The organism is Paucibacter aquatile (assembly GCF_002885975.1).
In the GTDB taxonomy this organism is placed as follows: Bacteria; Pseudomonadota; Gammaproteobacteria; order Burkholderiales; family Burkholderiaceae_C; genus Paucibacter_A; species Paucibacter_A aquatilis.
In genome coordinates this window covers 171584-189000 of the sequence record NZ_POSP01000001.1, presented here as the reverse complement: position 1 = coordinate 189000, position 17417 = coordinate 171584, and the positions used below count along the sequence as shown (strand labels likewise).

The 17417-nt window shown below is 66.4% G+C and carries 18 protein-coding genes; 9 read left to right on the top strand and 9 right to left on the bottom strand.

Annotated features, from left to right (window positions below; genetic code table 11):
* The first annotated feature begins 151 nt into the window (after positions 1-151).
* A complete protein-coding gene (locus tag C1O66_RS00910; RefSeq protein WP_165794411.1) occupies positions 152-898 on the top strand; it encodes a PEP-CTERM sorting domain-containing protein in 747 nt (248 codons plus the stop codon).
* A 70-nt stretch (positions 899-968) separates the two neighbouring features.
* Here the strand turns inward: C1O66_RS00910 and htpG are convergent, their stop codons facing one another.
* A complete protein-coding gene (htpG, locus tag C1O66_RS00905; protein WP_102766127.1) occupies positions 969-2852 on the bottom strand; it encodes a molecular chaperone HtpG in 1884 nt (627 codons plus the stop codon).
* 170 nt (positions 2853-3022) lie between these two features.
* Between htpG and C1O66_RS00900 the strand changes: the two genes are divergently transcribed.
* On the top strand, positions 3023-3691 hold the full coding sequence (locus tag C1O66_RS00900; RefSeq protein WP_102766126.1) for a trimeric intracellular cation channel family protein: 669 nt from the start codon (positions 3023-3025) through the stop codon (positions 3689-3691).
* Here C1O66_RS00900 and C1O66_RS00895 read toward each other — a convergent pair.
* The 4 genes from C1O66_RS00895 to C1O66_RS00880 all read right to left on the bottom strand — a co-directional run bounded on the left by C1O66_RS00895 (position 3685) and on the right by C1O66_RS00880 (position 7879).
* Positions 3685-3996: a hypothetical protein gene (locus C1O66_RS00895; RefSeq protein ID WP_102766125.1), complete on the bottom strand. Its 312-nt coding sequence runs from the start codon at positions 3994-3996 to the stop codon at positions 3685-3687. The genes C1O66_RS00900 and C1O66_RS00895 overlap by 7 nt on opposite strands.
* Before the next feature lie 68 nt (positions 3997-4064).
* Complete coding sequence (locus C1O66_RS00890) at positions 4065-5192, bottom strand: 3-deoxy-7-phosphoheptulonate synthase (RefSeq protein ID WP_102766124.1); 1128 nt, start codon at positions 5190-5192, stop codon at positions 4065-4067.
* 283 nt (positions 5193-5475) lie between these two features.
* Positions 5476-6939, bottom strand: coding sequence for a metalloprotease TldD (gene tldD, locus C1O66_RS00885; protein WP_102766123.1), 1464 nt, complete (start codon positions 6937-6939; stop codon positions 5476-5478).
* Positions 6940-7003: 64 nt separating this feature from the next.
* The gene (locus tag C1O66_RS00880; RefSeq protein ID WP_102766122.1) at positions 7004-7879 is read right to left on the bottom strand and encodes a LysR family transcriptional regulator; all 876 of its coding nucleotides are present in this window, start codon (positions 7877-7879) and stop codon (positions 7004-7006) included.
* A gap of 110 nt (positions 7880-7989) precedes the next feature.
* Between C1O66_RS00880 and C1O66_RS00875 the strand changes: the two genes are divergently transcribed.
* A complete protein-coding gene (locus C1O66_RS00875; protein ID WP_102766121.1) occupies positions 7990-8460 on the top strand; it encodes a DUF4188 domain-containing protein in 471 nt (156 codons plus the stop codon).
* A 203-nt stretch (positions 8461-8663) separates the two neighbouring features.
* Positions 8664-9023: a hypothetical protein gene (locus C1O66_RS00870; RefSeq protein ID WP_102766120.1), complete on the top strand. Its 360-nt coding sequence runs from the start codon at positions 8664-8666 to the stop codon at positions 9021-9023.
* A gap of 53 nt (positions 9024-9076) precedes the next feature.
* Here the strand turns inward: C1O66_RS00870 and rsmI are convergent, their stop codons facing one another.
* Positions 9077-9997 (bottom strand): 16S rRNA (cytidine(1402)-2'-O)-methyltransferase, encoded by a 921-nt coding sequence (gene rsmI, locus C1O66_RS00865; protein ID WP_102766578.1) that lies wholly within the window; start codon positions 9995-9997, stop codon positions 9077-9079.
* Between rsmI and C1O66_RS00860 the strand changes: the two genes are divergently transcribed.
* The 3 genes from C1O66_RS00860 (at position 9990) to C1O66_RS00850 (ending at position 11840) form a co-directional block, all read left to right on the top strand.
* The gene (locus C1O66_RS00860) at positions 9990-10433 is read left to right on the top strand and encodes a YraN family protein (protein ID WP_102766577.1); all 444 of its coding nucleotides are present in this window, start codon (positions 9990-9992) and stop codon (positions 10431-10433) included. The genes rsmI and C1O66_RS00860 overlap by 8 nt on opposite strands.
* 109 nt (positions 10434-10542) lie before the next feature.
* Positions 10543-11115 carry an SIS domain-containing protein gene (locus C1O66_RS00855; RefSeq protein WP_102766119.1) on the top strand — a complete coding sequence of 191 codons (573 nt, stop codon included), beginning with the start codon at positions 10543-10545 and terminating at the stop codon, positions 11113-11115.
* 80 nt (positions 11116-11195) lie between these two features.
* Complete coding sequence (locus C1O66_RS00850; protein WP_243392656.1) at positions 11196-11840, top strand: BON domain-containing protein; 645 nt, start codon at positions 11196-11198, stop codon at positions 11838-11840.
* A gap of 49 nt (positions 11841-11889) precedes the next feature.
* On the opposite strand, the gene C1O66_RS00845 is transcribed toward C1O66_RS00850, so the two are convergent.
* The 3 genes from C1O66_RS00845 to C1O66_RS00835 all read right to left on the bottom strand — a co-directional run bounded on the left by C1O66_RS00845 (position 11890) and on the right by C1O66_RS00835 (position 15205).
* Positions 11890-12831: an NAD(P)-dependent oxidoreductase gene (locus tag C1O66_RS00845; RefSeq protein WP_102766117.1), complete on the bottom strand. Its 942-nt coding sequence runs from the start codon at positions 12829-12831 to the stop codon at positions 11890-11892.
* A gap of 49 nt (positions 12832-12880) precedes the next feature.
* On the bottom strand, positions 12881-14017 hold the full coding sequence (locus C1O66_RS00840; RefSeq protein ID WP_102766116.1) for a PilT/PilU family type 4a pilus ATPase: 1137 nt from the start codon (positions 14015-14017) through the stop codon (positions 12881-12883).
* Between the two features lie 144 nt (positions 14018-14161).
* A complete protein-coding gene (locus C1O66_RS00835) occupies positions 14162-15205 on the bottom strand; it encodes a type IV pilus twitching motility protein PilT (RefSeq protein ID WP_102766115.1) in 1044 nt (347 codons plus the stop codon).
* A gap of 26 nt (positions 15206-15231) precedes the next feature.
* On the opposite strand from C1O66_RS00835, the gene C1O66_RS00830 reads away from it, so the two are divergent.
* Both C1O66_RS00830 and C1O66_RS00825 read left to right on the top strand, forming a co-directional pair.
* On the top strand, positions 15232-15975 hold the full coding sequence (locus C1O66_RS00830) for a YggS family pyridoxal phosphate-dependent enzyme (RefSeq protein ID WP_102766114.1): 744 nt from the start codon (positions 15232-15234) through the stop codon (positions 15973-15975).
* Positions 15972-17393: an aminotransferase-like domain-containing protein gene (locus C1O66_RS00825; protein ID WP_341476776.1), complete on the top strand. Its 1422-nt coding sequence runs from the start codon at positions 15972-15974 to the stop codon at positions 17391-17393. The genes C1O66_RS00830 and C1O66_RS00825 overlap by 4 nt, the downstream gene beginning before the upstream one ends.
* Positions 17394-17417 lie beyond the last annotated feature (24 nt).

Sequence of the window (17417 nt, the reverse complement as noted above, 5' to 3'; positions counted from 1 at the left end):
GAGCCCCCTGGCATCCAGGATCTGTCGGTCAGCTTTACAGAATCCCGCAGCCCAACAAGCTCCGGGCCCTAACTCCTTGATTCATTGAGCTGTATCAAGCTGGCACGGAACTTGTAACTGAATGTTGCCTTCTCCCCATGGAACGGAGGCCATGTCAAGCCAGCGCTCAGGCGCTGCGCGGGACGTGGCGCTGAGCTGTCGGGTTCTGGTTCAAACCTCTTTGAATGAGCAACTTATGCAATCCAAAAAACTCTTCAGCGCCATGACTCTGGCCTTCGTTGGGGGCCTCTTCACCGGTGGCGCACAAGCTGGCGTTGTCTATAGCGAAGGCTTTGACAACGGTTTCAACGGCTGGACTCGCGGTGATGCCTACTGGTCGGACTGCCAAGGCCAAGGCAATTGCGTTGTCGGCTCCGGCGGGCAGAGTGGCGCCTACTTCAACCTGGGCACCCGCACAGGCCCGGAACCCGACCATCGCTTCTTCATCAGCTCCGTCTTCGACATTGCCGCCAACAGCGATTACACGCTCCAGTTCTACGTGCAGGACGACTACGCAGGCTATGCACCCTACAACGTGCCCATCCAAGCGCAGATCAACGGCAGCAATGTCGGTGGCATCGTCAAGGCTGCCACAGGCGGCTGGAACCTAATCAGCTTGAGCTGGAATTCTGGCGCTGCCACAACAGCTCAAATCACACTGAAGAACGAATACCAACTGTCGGGCTACTACCAAGGCGGCGGCTGGCTCGACTGGGGCTACGGCAACGACTTTGGAGTCGATTCGATCTCCTTGACTGGCGCTGCCCCCGCATCCAACCACGTGCCAGAGCCCGCGACGCTGTCGCTGGTGGCCCTGGCCTTGCTGGGCGTTTGCGCCGGCCGTCGCCGCTCAGTCTGAGCGCGCGCTCCGCATGAAAAAGCCCGCCAGATGGCGGGCTTTTTTCATCGAGCAGGACGTTGAGGAAACATCAGCCCAAGAGCATGGCGTTGACACGACGCACGTAAGCGGCCGGGTCCTCCAGATGACCGCCCTCGGCCAGCACGGCCTGGTCGAAGATCACCTGGGCCAGATCGTCGAACTGGGCGGCGCCGTCCAGCTTCTTGATCAGGACGTGCTCGGCGTTGATCTCCAGGGTCGGCAGCGAGGTGGGCGCGGCTTGACCGGCTTGCTTGAGCAGGCGGGCCAGATGGCCGCTCATATCGCCCTCTTCCACCACGATGCAGGCGGGCGAATCGACCAGACGGGTGGACACGCGCACATCCTTGGCACGGGCCTTCAGCGCTTCCTTCAGGCGGTCCAGCAGGGGCTTGAAGGTTTCGGCGGCTTCCTCGGCCTTCTTCTTTTCCTCTTCGTCCTGCAACTTGCCCAGGTCGATGGCGCCCTTGGCCACCGATTGCAGCGGCTTGCCTTCGAACTCGAACAGGTGGGAGAGCATCCACTCGTCCACACGATCGGTCAGCAGCAGCACCTCGATGCCCTTCTTGCGGAAGATCTCCAGCTGCGGGCTGTTCTTGGCGGCGCTCAAGCTGTCGGCGGTGATGTAGTAAATCGCCTCCTGGTCTTCCTTGGCGCGCTTCAGGTAGTCGGCCAGGGACACGCCTTCGTCGGCCTGGGTGGAGGCGAAGCGCAGCAGCTTGGCCAGGCGCTCCTGGTTCTGGTGGTCTTCGCCGATGCCTTCCTTGAGCACCTGGCCGAAGTCCTTCCAGAAATCGGCGTACTTGGCGCGATCGGCTGCATCCTCGCTGTCGGCCAGCGATTCCAGCATGCCCAGCACACGCTTGGTCGAACCCTCGCGGATGGCCTTCACATCGCGGCTTTCCTGCAGCAGCTCACGGCTGACGTTGAGCGGCAGGTCGGCCGAGTCGATCACGCCCTTGACGAAGCGCAGATAGACCGGCATCAACGCCTCGGCGTCATCCATGATGAAGACGCGCTTGACGTAGAGCTTGACGCCACCGCGCTTGTCGCGGTTCCACAGGTCAAACGGCGCCTTCTTGGGGATGTAGAGCAGCTGGGTGTACTCGCTGCGGCCTTCCACGCGGTTGTGGGTGTGGGCCAGCGGCGCCTCGGTGTCGTAGCTGATCTGCTTGTAGAACTCGTCGTACTGCTCTTGCGTGATCTCGCTCTTGGAGCGCGACCACAGGGCCGAGGCCTTGTTGACCGACTCCCACTCGTCCTTGAGCACCTGTTTGGCGGCCTCGGCGTCCCACTCTTCCTTCCTCATCAGGATGGGCAGGGAGATGTGGTCGGAGTACTTGCTGATGACCGACTTCAGGCGCCAGGTCTTGAGGAACTCATCCTCGCCCTCGCGCAGATGCAGGATCACATCGGTGCCGCGGCCGGCCTTGGTGACGGTCTCCACCTCGTAGTCGCCCGTGCCTTCCGACGTCCAGCGCACGCCCTCTTCGGCCTTCAGGCCGGCGCGACGGGTTTCGACGGTGATGCGGTCGGCGACGATGAAGCCCGAGTAGAAGCCCACGCCGAACTGGCCGATCAGGTTGGCATCCTTCTTCTGGTCGCCCTCCAGCTTGGCCATGAACTCGCGCGTGCCACTCTTGGCGATGGTGCCCAGGTGGGCGATGGCTTCCTCGGCGCTCATGCCGATGCCGTTGTCGCTGATGGTGACGGTGCGGGCAGCCTCGTCAAACGAGACCCGAACTTCCAGGTTCGGCGTGTCCTCGAAGAGCTCGGCATGGTCCAGCGCCTCGAAGCGCAGCTTGTCGCAGGCGTCCGAGGCATTGGAGACCAGCTCGCGCAGGAAGATCTCCTTGTTGGAATACAGCGAATGGGTGACGAGGTGCAGGATCTGCTTGACCTCGGCCTGGAAGGCATGGGTTTGTTTTTGTGTCATGGCGTGCCCGTGGATCTTTGAAAAACAAAAGACAAACAAAAAGACGATGGGCGCGGAACGGCTTGCCGCCCGCGCTGGTGAGCGGGATGTGGGGACGCAGCCCGGGGCTTCAAGAGCCCGGGCTGCAAGTTTTGCCGGGCGGCCGGGTGGGGCTGCGAAAATCCGGCCCCATGAATCCCGCTGCTGCCGACGACAAAGAATCCCTGACCCCGCGCGCCCGCGCCATCCTGTACTGGATGGATCTCGCAGGCGTGGCCGTGTTCGCCAGCAGCGGCGCCCTGGCCGCCATGCAGGCCGGGCTGGACCTGTTCGGCGTGCTGGTGCTGGCCGCCATCACCGCCATCGGCGGCGGCACCCTGCGCGACCTGCTGCTCGGTCGCCACCCCATTTTCTGGATGACGGACACGCGCTACATCAAGGTGATCGGCCTCACCGCCCTGCTGACCGCCCTGGCCGCCAGCCGCTGGAGCCAGGCCCTGGCCAGCGGCCATGTCGCCCTGGTGCTGGCCGACACCCTGGGCCTGGCCTTGTTCGCCTTGTGCGGCGCCGAAATCGCCGAAGAGGCCGGCAAGCCACGTCTGGTCGTGGTGCTGCTGGGCACCATCACCGCCAGCGGCGGCGGTGTGCTGCGTGATCTGCTGACCGGCCAGGTGCCCCTGCTGCTGCGCCGGGACATCTACGCCAGCGCGGCCATCGGCGGCATTGCGGCCTATCTGCTGCTGCGGGCCCTGGGCCTGCCGCGCCAGATCGCCTTCTTCAGCGGCATGCTGGTGGTGGCGGCGCTGCGCCTGGCTTCACTGCAGCTGGGCTGGCAGCTGCCGGCGCCGCAGCTTCAGTAAGACAGCGTGCGCTTGGCCACGTCGACCTTGAGCAAGGCCTTGCTCAAGGCCCCGCTGGTGGCACGGGCGTAGTCCATGGCCCAGGCCGGGTCGCTAAAGGCCGCCGGGCCCACGGCCGCGGCCACGCCGAGAATCTTGTCGGCCAGCAAGACCTTGCCCGAGCCGCGCATGGGCTCGCACTCGTTCTTGACGTACTGCTCATCCAGCCACTTGCGGGCGGCCTCAAAGCTCAAGACTTCCTCGGCATCCACCACCAGATCGAACTGCTGGAGCGGGCTGAACACGACCTTCACTTCACTGCGCATCGCGGGCCTTTCGGGGCTGGAACGGCCCGATTCTGGCTCAGAACCGGGCCGCCGGGCAGGGACTCAAATCACGCGCGCGCCGCCTTCACCGCAGCGCTGAGCACCTCCAGCACCTCGATCGAATCGTCCCAGCCCAGGCAGGCGTCGGTGATGCTCTTGCCGTACTCAAGCTTGCGGGCATCGTCTTTGCCCGGCGTGAACTTCTGGGCGCCGTCGTGGAGATGGCTTTCCACCATCACGCCGAAGATGCTCTGGCTGCCGGCGCGGATCTGCGCCGCCACATCGCGCGCCACTTCGAGCTGACGCAGGTGCTGCTTGGAGCTGTTGGCATGCGAGCAGTCCACCATCAACGTGGTGTCCAGCTTGGAGGCGGCCAGGTCCTTGCAGGCAGCAGCCACGTTCTCGGCGTCGTAATTGGGCGCCTTGCCACCGCGCAGGATCACATGGCAGTCCTTGTTGCCCTTGGTCTCGACGATGGCGACCTGGCCGTTCTTGTGCACCGAGAGGAAATGGTGGCCGCGGGCGGCCGCCTGGATGGCGTCGGTGGCGATCTTGATATTTCCGTCGGTGCCGTTCTTGAAACCGATCGGTGCTGAAAGACCCGAGGCCAGCTCGCGGTGCACCTGGCTCTCGGTCGTGCGTGCGCCGATGGCGCCCCAGGAGATCAGGTCGCCGATGTACTGGGGCGAGATCACGTCGAGGAACTCCGAGCCGGCCGGCACGCCCAGGCGGTTGATCTCCAGCAGCAGCTGGCGGGCGATGCGCAGGCCTTCGTCGATGCGGTAGCTCTCGTCGAGGTAGGGGTCGTTGATCAAGCCCTTCCAGCCCACCGTGGTGCGCGGCTTCTCGAAGTAGACGCGCATGACGATCTCCAGCGTGTCGGCGTACTTCTCGCGCTCGAGCAACAGGCGGCGCGCGTACTCCAGCGCCGCGGCCGGGTCGTGGATGGAGCAGGGGCCGATGATGACCAGCAGGCGGTCATCCTTGCGCTGCATGATCTTGCGGATGCTCTGGCGCGTGCCGGCGATCAGCTGCTCCATCGGCGTGCCGCGGATCGGGAAGAAACGGATCAAGTGCTCCGGCGGCGGCAGCGGCGTGATGTCGACGATGCGCTCGTCATCGGTCGCGCTGGTCTTGTCCTCTTGCGAGTACCAGCGTTCAGCCTGAATCTCCGGTTTGGCGGACTTGGCATTCATGGGCGTGACTCTCACTTTCCGTGGTCTGTGTTCGATGCAGCGCGGCTCAAGAGACGAAAAAAAACCGCCGGGTGGTGGACCCGGCGGTTTCTTGAGATTTGTGCGCTGTGCTTGCTTGTCGTGCTTGGCTTACGCGCTCACCTCTCGGCCGCCGGTGCGGTCAGAGAACCAAAAAAAGCTAAAGAAATAGGTCTTCGGCGAGTGCATGGGCTGGAATGTAGCACGCAGCTTTTGACAAACGCTCAGCGCCGATCGGGGCACTGAGGTCTTGGCACAACAGGTCTCAGGCGGTGCCGCCTACGGTCAGGCCATCGATGCGCAGGGTCGGCTGGCCCACGCCCACGGGCACGCTCTGGCCTTCCTTGCCGCAGACGCCCACGCCCGTGTCCAGCTGCATGTCATTGCCGATCATGGTGACGCGAGTCAGTGCATCTGGACCGTTACCAATGATGGTCGCGCCCTTGACCGGGTACTGGATCTGGCCGTTTTCCACCCAGAAGGCTTCGCTGGCCGAGAAGACAAACTTGCCCGATGTGATATCCACCTGGCCACCGCCGAAGTTGGTGGCGTACAGGCCCTTCTTGATGCTGGCGATGATTTCCTTCGGATCCTTGTCGCCACCGAGCATGTAGGTGTTGGTCATGCGCGGCATGGGCAGGTGGGCATAGCTCTCGCGGCGGCCATTGCCGGTCGGGGCCACCTTCATCAGGCGGGCGTTCATCGCGTCCTGGATGTAGCCCTTGAGGATGCCGTCCTCGATCAGCACATTGCGCTGCGAGGCGCAGCCCTCGTCGTCGACATTGAGCGAACCGCGGCGGTCGGGGATGGTGCCGTCGTCCAGCACCGTCACGCCCTTGGCGGCCACACGCTGGCCGATGCGGCCGGCGAAGGCGCTGGAGCCCTTGCGGTTGAAGTCGCCTTCCAGGCCGTGGCCGATGGCCTCGTGCAGCAGCACGCCGGGCCAGCCCGGGCCCAGGACCACGGTCATCTCGCCGGCCGGGGCCGGGCGCGAGTCGAGGTTGGTCAGGGCCGCATTGACGGCCTGATCGACATAGCTGGCGATCATCTCGTCGGTGAAATAGGCCAGGCCGAAGCGGCCGCCGCCGCCGCCGCTGCCCACCTCGCGGCGGCCGTTGCTCTCAGCAATCACGGTCACCGACATGCGCACCAAGGGCCGCACATCGGCGGCCAGGGTGCCGTCGGCGCGCGCCACCAGCACCACATCATGCTCAGCGGCCAGGCCGGCCATGACCTGGGCCACACGCGGGTCCTTGGCCCGGGCCATGCGCTCGGCGCGCTCCAGCAGGGCGACTTTCTCGGTGCTGTCCAGGCTGGCGATCGGGTCGGCCGCGCCGTAAAGCGCACGGCTGGGCGCCACCGTGCCGACGCTGGGCACCTTGACGCGGCGGCTCTGGCCGGCGGCGGCGATGCTGCGCACGGTCAGGGCGGCGTCCATCAGGGCCGCTTCGGAAATATCGTCGGAGTAGGCAAACGCGGTCTTCTCGCCGGCCACAGCGCGCACACCCACGCCCTGGTCGATGCTGAAGGAGCCGCTCTTGACGATGCCCTCCTCCAGGCTCCAGCCCTCGGCACGGGTGGTCTGGAAATACAGGTCGGCATCGTCAACCCGGTGTTCGGTGATCAGGCGCAAGGCCTTGGTCAGAACATGTTCACTGAGGCCGTAAGGCTCCAGCAATTGGCTGCGGGCTGCTACCAGGCGGGCAAGAGTGGGTTCGCGCGAGATCATGCGAGCCATTGTAGGAGCGGGCGCGGCCGCGCAGGGGCGGCGCCCGATTGGCCCTGCCGCTGAATCAGAACGGCCGCGCGAAGGCCTGGGCCAGGGCGTCGTAGATCACTCGCAAGCGCGGCGTGTCGCGCAGCTCGCGGTGGGCGGTCAGCCACAGAGGCAGCGGCTCGATCGGCAGCTCATGCAGCACCTGCTGCAGCGCCGGGTCGCGTTCACCCAGGGCGACGGCGCTGACGGCCAGGCCCATGCCGGCGCGCATGGCCTCCCAGACCACCACCTGGTTGTCGCAGCGCAGGCCAAAGAAGCTCACCGGCACCGGCATGCCGGCCGCGGCAAAGCCGCGCAACATGCGGTCCGAGCGGTCGTAGCCCAGCCAGTCGTGCTCCAGGACATTGGCCATCTGCGGCAGGCCGCGACGGGCGATGTAGTCGCGGTGGGCAAACACGCCAACCGGCCATTCGCTGAGCTTGCGCGCCACCAGCATCTCCTGCTCGGGCCGCACCATGCGCAGGGCGATGTCGGCGCTGCGCTGCTGCAAATCCTCCTGCTCGTTGCTGACCACCAGCTCGATCTGCACCTCGGGGTAGCGCTGGCGCAGGGCATGCAAGACCGGCGGCAGAAAATAGGTGCTCACCGTATCGCTGGCGGTCAGGCGCACCGTGCCGGCCAGCGATTGATCGCGCGCGGCCAAGGCCAGGGCCAGCTCCTGCGCGCCCTCGCGCATGCGCCGTGCGGCCGGCAGCAAGGCCTGGCCGGCCTCGGTCAGGCTCAAGCCCCGGCTGTGGCGCTCGAACAAGGCCTGGCCCAGCGACTCTTCCAGCGCCACCAGCTGCCGGCCCAGGGTGGGCTGGCTCAGACCCAGCTGCGGCGCAGCCCGATTGAGCGAGCCGGCTTCGGCCAGGGCTAGAAAAATCTGCACATGCGACCAATCCAGTGCCATGCGGCCCCCAATTCAAAAATGAATATCTGGGTCGCAATATAGCCAGTTCCGAAACACGAAGCCGGCGCCGACACTGCAGCCCTGTCGATGTTTCCCTGACTCCCTCCTTCATGATCCACGCTCAAAGAATGACGGCCCAGATCGACGGCGACTTTGTCGTCTTCCTGATTGGCATGCGCATCAACAAACCCTGGTTGCTGCACAAATGGTGGCCAGTGGCGGCCGTCATGCCACGCATGCTGGCCGAGCTGCGCGCCCAGCCCGAGCGCGGCCTGCTGCACGCCGAGATGTGGTTCAGCCGCACCGTCATCGGCGTGCAGTACTGGCGCTCGATGGACCAGTTGCTGGCCTACGCGAAAGACCGCCAATCGGCCCACCTGCCGGCCTGGGCGGCCTTCAACAAGGCCGTCGGCAACAACGGCACCGTCGGCGTCTGGCACGAGACCTACTCGGTGCGAGCCGGCGAGCACGAGAGCATCTACCTGAACATGCCGGCCTTTGGCCTGGCTCGGGCAGGTGCACTGCAACCGGTGCAGCCGCATCGCGACAGCGCCGCGCAGCGCTTGCGGCGTGAGGCCTGATGACTGAAGCCTGAACCCTGAGCCCTGAGCCCTGAACCCGACAGGCACAGTGGCACACAGAGCTTCACGGATCTTTACCGCCCAACAGTCACCGCAGCGCGAGAAGGCGGCGTTGTGAACAGCATCAAGCCCGCACATCCGCAGCTTGATCCCACCCCACCACCCCCTGCCCTCGGGCCGGATCGACACAAGGTCTTCACCCCATGAACGCTGCCGCCACGATGATGACTCGCAAGCTCCGCCTCTCCCTGATCGGCACGGCCCTGCTGGGCCTGATCGCCAGCACCGCCCAGGCCCAGACGCCGGCCACCCCGCGCGTGGACCAGCGCCAGGCCCACCAACAGGCCCGCATCGCCCAGGGCGCCGCCTCGGGCGCCTTGACCGCCCAGGAAACCCAGCGCCTGGAGCGCGGCCAGGCCGCCGTGCAGAACGCCGAAGCCCAGGCCAAGGCCGATGGCACCGTCACCCAGCAAGAGCGCCGCCATCTGCACCGCATGCAGGAGCGCAAGAGCGCGGCCATCCACCGCGCCAAGCACAACGAAAAGACCGCGACGGGTCAATAAGGGCCTGAGCGCTGACGTGCTGGCGCCAGACGCCAGCCCACACCCCGCCAGGATCAATCCTCAGCGGGGTTCTTCTTTCGTTCCAAGGCCAGCTCGTAGAGGCGGTTGCGCGAAGCGCCGCTCAACTCGGCCGCCAGGCTGACGGCTTGCTTGAGCGGCAGATCGCGCAGCAAGAGATCCAGCGTGCGCAGGGTCTCGGCCGGCAGGTCCTCGGCTGCGGCCTGGCTGGCGCGCACGGCGTGGAGCACCAGCACAAACTCGCCGCGCTCGCGCTGCGCATCGGCGGCCAGCCAGGCCGGCAGGCTGGCGGCCGGCGCGGTGTGCACGGTCTCGAACTGCTTGGTCAGCTCGCGGCAGACCGTCACCCTTTGTTCCGGGCAGAGCTCAGCCAGCAGCGCCAGCAGGGCCTCGATGCGGTGCGGCGCCTCGAACAGCACCTGGCTGCGCCGGCTGCCCGTCAAAGCCTGCATGGCGCTGCGGCGCTCCGCGGTCTTGGTGGGCAGGAAACCCGCGAACTCGAAACCTTCGGCCGCCGTGTCACCGGCCACGCTGAGCGCCGTGACCGTGCTGCTGGCACCCGGCAAGGGCAGCACGCGCAGCCCGGCCGCGGCCACCGCCGCCACCAGCACCGCGCCAGGGTCGGAGATGGCGGGCGTGCCCGCATCGCTGATGTAGGCGATGCGCTCGCCCTGCTTCAGCCGCGCCAGCAAGTCGGCGCTGGCCTCATGCTCGTTGTGCTGGTGCAGCTTGACCAGTGGCTTGTGCAGGCCCAGATGGCGCAGCAGGCCGGCGCTGACCCGGGTGTCCTCGCAGGCCACCGCATCGACCAGGCTCAGCACATGGACGGCCCGCAGGCTGATGTCCGCCAGATTGCCGATGGGCGTGGCCACCACATAGAGCGTGGCTGCAGGATACTGCTGGCCACCCGCGGCGGCCGCAGCCGCCTGCAGGAGCAGGGAGGCATCGATGTTCAAGTGGGCTTCTCCGAAAAAGACGGGCGCGTCGGCCAGCAAGGCAGCCGCAACAGCAAGCAGCGGCACGCCGACGGCGCGCCAGCGCCTGGGCCAGGCCGCCGAGGACGCGGCCCTGCGCCATCTGCAGGCCCAGGGCCTGCAATTGCTGGAGCGCAATTATCGGGTCGCCGCCGGGCCGCGCGCCCGCGCGGGCGAGGTGGATCTGATTCTGCGTGCCCGCGACGGCACCCTGGTCTTTGTCGAGGTGCGCGCCCGGGCCGGTCTCTCGCACGGCGGCGCGGCGGCCAGCGTCACCTCCCGCAAGCAGGCCCGACTGATTTACGCGGCCCAGCATTACCTGCTGCGGCATGCCAGCCCACCGCCTTGCCGCTTCGATGTGGTGGCGATCGATGGCGATCAGGTGGAGTGGCTGGTCGCGGCCTTCGATGCGGCTTGAGGAATTCGGGGCCTGCTTCAAGACTCGGCCTCTACGCCCCCGCGTGCCGGATCGCGCGCCCTGGGCGGCGAACCCAGGGTTTGCCTGCACTCGCTTATGATCCCGCCACATGCTAGAGCAAAGAATCCAAACCCAGTTCTTCGAAAGCGCCGACCTGCTGTACCAGGTGGCCGAGAACCTGTCGCGCCCTCTGGCCGACGCCGCGCAGATGCTGATCGAGGGCATCACCAGCGGTGGCCGCGTGCTCTGCTGCGGCCAAGGTCTGTCGGCCCTGGATGCCAGCTACATGGCCGCCCTGCTGGTGGGCCGCTTTGAACAAGACCGCCCCGGCCTCGCCGCCTGGGCCCTGGACGGCCAGGCCCACGGCTGCAGCGCCGAGACCGCCCTGACCCGCCAGGTACAGACCCACGGCCACCCCGGTGATCTGCTGCTGATCTTCGAAGCCCAGCCCGATCAGCAAGCCCGCTGGGCACCGGTGCTGGAGGCCGCTCACGCCCAGGAGATGAGCGTGATCGCGTTGACCGGCAGCCCCACCGACGAAATGCGCGCCCTGCTGCAAGACACCGATGTGCAGATCCGCGTGCCGCACAGCCGCGCCGCCCGCGTGTCCGAGGCCCAGCGTCTGCTGGCGCACTGTCTGTGCGATGCGCTCGACCTGCAATTGCTGGGCGCGAGTGAATGAATGAGCCGGCAGAGCCTTCACGCTCCGCCGCCCGTTCCCGCCGCGCCCCTTCTTCACCGACTCACAGCCAAGCCCTGCCCATGAAACTGCTTCAACACCGCAACGCCCGAACCTCGGTCCTGCTGCTCGCGCTGGGCGCAGCCTTCATGTCCACCGCCTGCGCCCCCCTGGTGCTGGGTGGCGCCATGATGGGCGGCGCCCTGGTCGCCACCGACCGCCGCACCTCGGGCACCCAGGTCGAAGACCAAGGCATCGAGTTCAAGACCTCCACGCGCATCCGCGAGCAGATCGGCGACAAAGGCCATGTCAACGTCAACGCCTACAACCGCATGGTGCTGCTGACGGGTGAAGTGGCCAGCGAAGCCGAACGCGCCCGGGTCGAGAAGATTGCCGCCGAGGTCGAGAACGTGCGCCAGGTGTTGAACGAAACCGCCGTGCTCGGCAACAGCTCGCTGAGCAGCCGCGCCAGCGACGTGACCCTGGCCAGCAAGATCAAGCTCAGCCTGGTCGACGCCCGCGACCTGATCTCCAATGCCTTCTACGTGGTGGTGGAGCGCGGCACGGTCTACATCATGGGTCGCGTCACCGAACGCGAAGCCAACCGCGCGGTCGAGATCGCCCGCGGTGTCAGCGGCGTGCAAAAAGTGGTGCGCGCCTTCGAGATCATCAGCGAAGAAGAACTGGCCCGGCTGACGCCCAAGCGCGTCGAGGGCGCCGGTAAGTAAACCGGCAAGTAAACGAGCCAATGAGCCGGCCAACAAGCCGGCGATTTGCTTACTTCAGGCGCTGGATCAGGCTGGACGTGTCCAGCCGGCCACCGCCCGCAGCCTGCACATCGGCATAGAACTGGTCGACCACGGCCGTCACCGGCAGGCGCGCACCGTTGCGACGCGCCTCGTCCAGCACCAGACCCAGGTCCTTGCGCATCCAGTCGACGGCAAAGCCGAAGTCAAACTTGCCGTCCACCATGGTCTTGCCGCGGTTGTCCATCTGCCAGCTCTGGGCCGCGCCCTTGCCGATGACATCGAGCACCTGCTTCATGTCCAGGCCGGCCTTGTCGCCAAAGGCGATGGCCTCAGCCAGGCCTTGCACCAAGCCGGCAATGCAGATCTGGTTGACCATCTTGGCCAACTGACCCGCGCCCGACTCGCCCACCCGTGTCACCGCCTTGGCCATGGCCAGGGTCACCGGGCGGATCTGCTCGAAGGGCTCGGCATCGCCGCCGCACATCACCGTCAGCGCACCGTTGACGGCACCGGCCTGACCGCCCGAGACGGGCGCGTCGATGAAGTGCAGACCCAGGCGGCGCGCCTCGGCATGCAGCTCACGGGCGACCTCGGCCGAGGCCGTGGTGTGATCCACAAACACCGCCCCCGGCGCCATGCCGGCGAAGGCGCCCTGCTCGCCCAGCACCACCGAGCGCAGGTCCTCGTCATTGCCTACGCAGGCAAACACGATGCGCGCACCTTGGGCCGCTTCGCGCGGCGTGGCGGCGGCGCAGCCGCGCTCTTGCCCCTCTTGAGCGACCCAGGCCTCGGCCTTGCTGGCCGTGCGGTTGTAGACCGTCACCTGGTGGCCGGCGCGGGCCAGGTGGCCGGCCATGGGATAGCCCATCACACCCAGGCCCAGGAAGGCCACAGGCTGAGAAGGAAGGTCGTCGTAAGCGCGCGCGGCGGCGCCGGTGGGGAGATGTGGGTGGGTGGTGGCAGCGTTCATGCCCCGACTCTAAACCAGGGCAGGAACGCAGCCGAGGTCGGCCGCGAGCTCAGAGGATGGTGAAGTGCTCGGTGCCGGTGCTCAGATCGCCGGAACGCGCGCGCTCGCTGTTGAGCTTGATCTGCAGACGCAGGTCGTTGACCGAATCGGCATTGCGCAGCGCGTCTTCGTAGGTGACCTTGCCGCTCTCGTAGAGATCGAACAAGGCCTGATCAAAGGTCTGCATGCCCTGCTCGCGCGAGCGCTTCATGATCTCCTTGATCTCGCCGACCTCGCCCTTGAAGATCAGGTCCGACACCAGCGGCGTGTTGAGCAGGATCTCGACCGCCGCCACCCGGCCCTTGCCCTCGCGGCGCGGCAGCAGGCGCTGCGAAACCAGGGCGCGCAGATTGAGAGACAGGTCCATCAGCAGCTGGCTGCGCCGCTCTTCGGGGAAGAAGTTGATGATGCGGTCCAGCGCCTGGTTGGCGCTGTTGGCGTGCAGGGTGGCCATGCAGAGGTGGCCGGTTTCGGCGAAGGCCACGGCATGCTCCATGGTCTCACGGTCGCGCAGCTCGCCCATCAGGATCACATCGGGCGCCTGGCGCAGGGAGTTCTTCAGGGCCGACTCCCAGCTGTCCGTGTCGATGCCAACCTCGCGCTGGGTGACGATGCAGTTCTTGTGCGGGTGCACGAACTCGATCGGGTCTTCGATGGTGATGATGTGGCCGAAGGTGGTCTGGTTGCGCTCATCGATCATGGCGGCCAGCGAGGTGCTCTTGCCCGAGCCGGTGGCGCCCACCACGATCACCAGGCCGCGCTTGAACTGCACCACCTCGCGCAGCACCGGTGGCAGGTCCAGCGAGGCAATGGTCGGCAGATCGGCTGGAATCGTCCGCAGCACCAGGCCCACCGAGCCCTGCTGCAAAAAGGCATTGACGCGGAAGCGGCCAATGCCTTGCGGCGAGATGGCGAAATTGCATTCCTTGTTGCGCTCGAATTCGGCCGCCTGCTTGTCGTTCATGATGGAACGCGCCAGCTGCAGCGTGTGCTGGCCGGTCAGGGGCTGGGGCGAGACCTTGGTGACCTTGCCGTCGACCTTGATGGCGGGCGGAAACTCGGCCGTGAGGAACAGATCCGAGCCCTTGCGCGAGATCATCAGGCGCAGCAGATCGTTGATGAATTTCGAGGCCTGATCGCGTTCCATGAGTGAGTCGTCCTAACCGTCTGCTTGAATTGACCGGCGGCAATGTAGCAGGCTCGCAAGCGGGTGATGGGCTGATTTGCCCGGAAAGTTCTGCCGTCACTCCCATGGCTTTGCCATAGGAGTGACGTCAAACTTCCCAGGATTTCATCCTGGGAAGTTTTCCGGAAATTTGGCTTTGGCGCGGGCTTCGGCGGCTGAGATGATGTTGCGGCGCACCAGGTCGGTGAGGTTCTGATCCAGGGTCTGCATGCCCACGCTGTTGCCGGTCTGGATGGCCGAGTACATCTGCGCGACCTTGTTCTCGCGGATCAGATTGCGAATGGCCGAGGTGCCCAGCATGATCTCGTGCGCCGCCACCCGGCCCGAGCCGTCCTTCAGCTTGCACAGGCTTTGCGAGATCACGGCCACCAGGGATTCGGACACCATGGCCCGCACCATTTCTTTTTCAGCAGCTGGGAAGACATCGACGATCCGGTCCACGGTCTTGGCGGCGGACGAGGTGTGCAAAGTGCCGAAGACCAAGTGGCCGGTTTCCGCCGCGGTCAGGGCCAGGCGGATGGTTTCCAGGTCACGCATTTCACCGACCAGCACGGCGTCAGGGTCTTCGCGCAGCGCCGACTTCAGCGCGTTGGCAAAGCTCATGGTGTGCGGGCCGACCTCACGCTGGTTGATCAGGCTCTTCTTGGACTCGTGCACGAACTCGATCGGGTCCTCGATGGTCAGGATGTGGCCGTACTCGTTCTCGTTGAGGTGGTTGACCATGCCGGCCAAGGTGGTGGACTTGCCCGAGCCCGTGGGGCCGGTCACCAGCACCAGGCCGCGCGGGCGCAGGGCCAGCTCGGCAAAGATCTTGGGGGCGTTGAGCTGCTCCAGCGAGAGGATCTTGCTCGGGATGGTCCGGAACACGGCGCCGGCGCCGCGGTTCTGGTTGAAGGCATTGACCCGGAAGCGCGCCAGGCCTTGGATCTCAAACGAGAAGTCCACTTCCAGCGACTCTTCGTAGATCTTGCGCTGCGAGTCGTTCATGATGTCGTAGACCATGTCGTGCACCTGGCGGTGTTCCAGGGCTTCGACATTGATGCGACGCACATCCCCATGCACGCGAATCATCGGTGGCAAGCCGGCCGAGAGGTGCAAGTCGGAGGCCTTGTTCTTGACCGAAAATGCGAGCAGTTGGGTGATGTCCATGATTGAGAGAAAGAGCCTGGGTCATTATGGCGACGATAGCGAACAACATACAAGAACAGCACCGTCGCATCGCCGCCGCCTGCGAGCGTGCAGGGCGCGCGCAGCATAGCGTGAGCCTGCTGGTCGTCAGCAAGACTTTCCCGGCGGCGGCGGTGCGCGAGGCCCATGCCGCGGGCGAACGCGCCTTCGGCGAGAACTATGTGCAAGAGGGCCTGAACAAGATCGCCAAGCTCGCAGACCTCCGATCCCAGCTGGCCTGGCACCTGATCGGCCCCTTGCAGAGCAACAAGACCCGGCCGGTGGCCGAGGCCTTTGACTGGGTGCACAGCGTGGACCGGCTCAAGACCGCGCAGCGCCTCTCGGAGCAACGCCCGGACACCTTGCCGCCGCTGAACATTTGCTTGCAAATCAATATCAGCGGCGAGGCCAGCAAGAGCGGCATCGCCCCGGCCGATCTGCCCACGCTGGCCCGTGCGGTGGCCGCCTTGCCGCGCCTGCGCCTGCGCGGCCTGATGGCCGTGCCGGAAGCGGCCGCAGACTTTGAAGCACAGCGCCAGCCGCACCGTGCCCTGGCCCGCCTGCTGGCCGACTTGAAGCAGCAAGACCCGCCCCTGTTCGGCGGCTTGGACACCTTGTCCATGGGCATGAGCGCTGATCTGGAGGCGGCCGTGCTGGAAGGTGCCACGATGGTGCGCATCGGCTCGGCCATCTTCGGTGCGCGCAGCTATCCCGACAAAAGCCCCAGCATCAGCAGCAGCACTCCCGCGTGATCCCGCGCTACCAGCAGCTGGCCAATGAATTGGCCGGCATGATCGCGCAAGGCGCACTGCGCGCCGGCGATCGCCTGCCCTCGGTGCGTCAGACCTGCCAAAGCCGCGGCCTCAGCGCCGCCACGGTGTTCCAGGCCTACCGCCTGCTGGAAGCGCGCGGCCTGGTCCAGGCGGCCGCCCGCTCGGGTTACTTCGTCAGCGCCCATGCTGGTTCAGCGCAAAGTCCGACGCGACCGTCGCCCGCAAGCGATGCCGCGCCTCACACCATCAGCGAGCAGATCTTCGAGCTGCTGCAGAGCAGCCGCGAGCGCGGGCTCCTGCCCCTGGGCTCGGCCTTTCCCGCCACCGAGCTGTTCCCGCTGGAGCGCCTGCGCCTGGCCCTGGGCGCCGGCATGCGCAAGCTGGAACCCTGGCAGATCAGCGCCGAGCTGCCCCTGGGCCTGGAAACCCTGAGGCGCCAGATCGCCCTGCGCTATCTGCGCCTGGGCTTGCGCGTGGCGCCGGAGGACATCGTCATCACCAACGGCGCGCTCGAAGCCCTGCAGCTCTGCCTGCAGACGGTGACCCGGCCGGGTGATGCGGTGCTGGTGGAATCGCCCTGTTTTTATGCCGCGCTGCAGGCGCTGGAGCGCTTTGGCCTCAAGGCCATCGAAGTGCCCACCGACCGCGCCGAGGGCGCCGATCTGCAGGCCATGGCCCGCCTGATCGCGCAGCACCGGCCGCGCGCCTGCTGGCTGATGAGCAGCTTCCAGAACCCGCTGGGCTGCACCCTGCCACCCCACAAGAAGCGCGCCCTGGTGGCCTTGCTGGAAGCCGAAGACGTGGCCCTGATCGAGGACGATGTCTACGCCGAGCTGCACCACGGTGCGGACCCGGCGCTGCCGGCCAAGGCCTTCGAGCAGCGCGGCGGTGTGATGCACTGCGGCTCGTTTTCCAAATGCCTGGCGCCGGGCTATCGCATCGGCTGGGCCCTGGGCGGGCGCTGGGCGCCGCAGCTGCAGCGCAGCAAGCTGATGAGCAGCCTGAGCAGCTCCCTGCCGGCGCAAGCCGCCCTGGCCGAGTATCTGCAGGACGGCAGCTTCGATGCCCATCTGCGCCGCCTGCGCGAGGCCTTGGCGCGCCAGATGCGCCGCATGGCCGCCGCCCTGGCCCAGCACATGCCCGCCGGCAGCCGGGTCAGCGAACCGGCCGGCGGCTACTTCCTCTGGCTGGAGCTGCCCGATGGCTGCGACAGCCTGGCCTTGCTGCCGCGGGCGCGCGAACAAGGCTTCAGCCTGGCGCCGGGGCCGCTGTTTTCGGCGCAGGGTGAGTTTGCCGCCTGCCTGCGCCTGAACTGCGGCCACCCCTGGGGCCCGGCTTGGGAAACTGCCATCGCCGCGCTCGGCGACATGGCCCGAGCGCAGCTGGCGCAGCGCTGAGCACCCGCTGCTCCATATGTTTTC

What these genes read in the sequence shown, in the direction of transcription:
- C1O66_RS00910 (WP_165794411.1), top strand. Translation starts at nt 152, where the DNA reads ATGTCAAGCCAGCGCTCAGGCGCTGCGCGGGACGTGGCGCTGAGCTGT.
- htpG (WP_102766127.1), bottom strand. Translation starts at nt 2,852, where the DNA reads ATGACACAAAAACAAACCCATGCCTTCCAGGCCGAGGTCAAGCAGATC.
- C1O66_RS00900 (WP_102766126.1), top strand. Translation starts at nt 3,023, where the DNA reads ATGAATCCCGCTGCTGCCGACGACAAAGAATCCCTGACCCCGCGCGCC.
- C1O66_RS00895 (WP_102766125.1), bottom strand. Translation starts at nt 3,996, where the DNA reads ATGCGCAGTGAAGTGAAGGTCGTGTTCAGCCCGCTCCAGCAGTTCGAT.
- C1O66_RS00890 (WP_102766124.1), bottom strand. Translation starts at nt 5,192, where the DNA reads ATGAATGCCAAGTCCGCCAAACCGGAGATTCAGGCTGAACGCTGGTAC.
- tldD (WP_102766123.1), bottom strand. Translation starts at nt 6,939, where the DNA reads ATGATCTCGCGCGAACCCACTCTTGCCCGCCTGGTAGCAGCCCGCAGC.
- C1O66_RS00880 (WP_102766122.1), bottom strand. Translation starts at nt 7,879, where the DNA reads ATGGCACTGGATTGGTCGCATGTGCAGATTTTTCTAGCCCTGGCCGAA.
- C1O66_RS00875 (WP_102766121.1), top strand. Translation starts at nt 7,990, where the DNA reads ATGATCCACGCTCAAAGAATGACGGCCCAGATCGACGGCGACTTTGTC.
- C1O66_RS00870 (WP_102766120.1), top strand. Translation starts at nt 8,664, where the DNA reads ATGAACGCTGCCGCCACGATGATGACTCGCAAGCTCCGCCTCTCCCTG.
- C1O66_RS00860 (WP_102766577.1), top strand. Translation starts at nt 9,990, where the DNA reads ATGTTCAAGTGGGCTTCTCCGAAAAAGACGGGCGCGTCGGCCAGCAAG.
- C1O66_RS00855 (WP_102766119.1), top strand. Translation starts at nt 10,543, where the DNA reads ATGCTAGAGCAAAGAATCCAAACCCAGTTCTTCGAAAGCGCCGACCTG.
- C1O66_RS00850 (WP_243392656.1), top strand. Translation starts at nt 11,196, where the DNA reads ATGAAACTGCTTCAACACCGCAACGCCCGAACCTCGGTCCTGCTGCTC.
- C1O66_RS00845 (WP_102766117.1), bottom strand. Translation starts at nt 12,831, where the DNA reads ATGAACGCTGCCACCACCCACCCACATCTCCCCACCGGCGCCGCCGCG.
- C1O66_RS00840 (WP_102766116.1), bottom strand. Translation starts at nt 14,017, where the DNA reads ATGGAACGCGATCAGGCCTCGAAATTCATCAACGATCTGCTGCGCCTG.
- C1O66_RS00835 (WP_102766115.1), bottom strand. Translation starts at nt 15,205, where the DNA reads ATGGACATCACCCAACTGCTCGCATTTTCGGTCAAGAACAAGGCCTCC.
- C1O66_RS00830 (WP_102766114.1), top strand. Translation starts at nt 15,232, where the DNA reads ATGGCGACGATAGCGAACAACATACAAGAACAGCACCGTCGCATCGCC.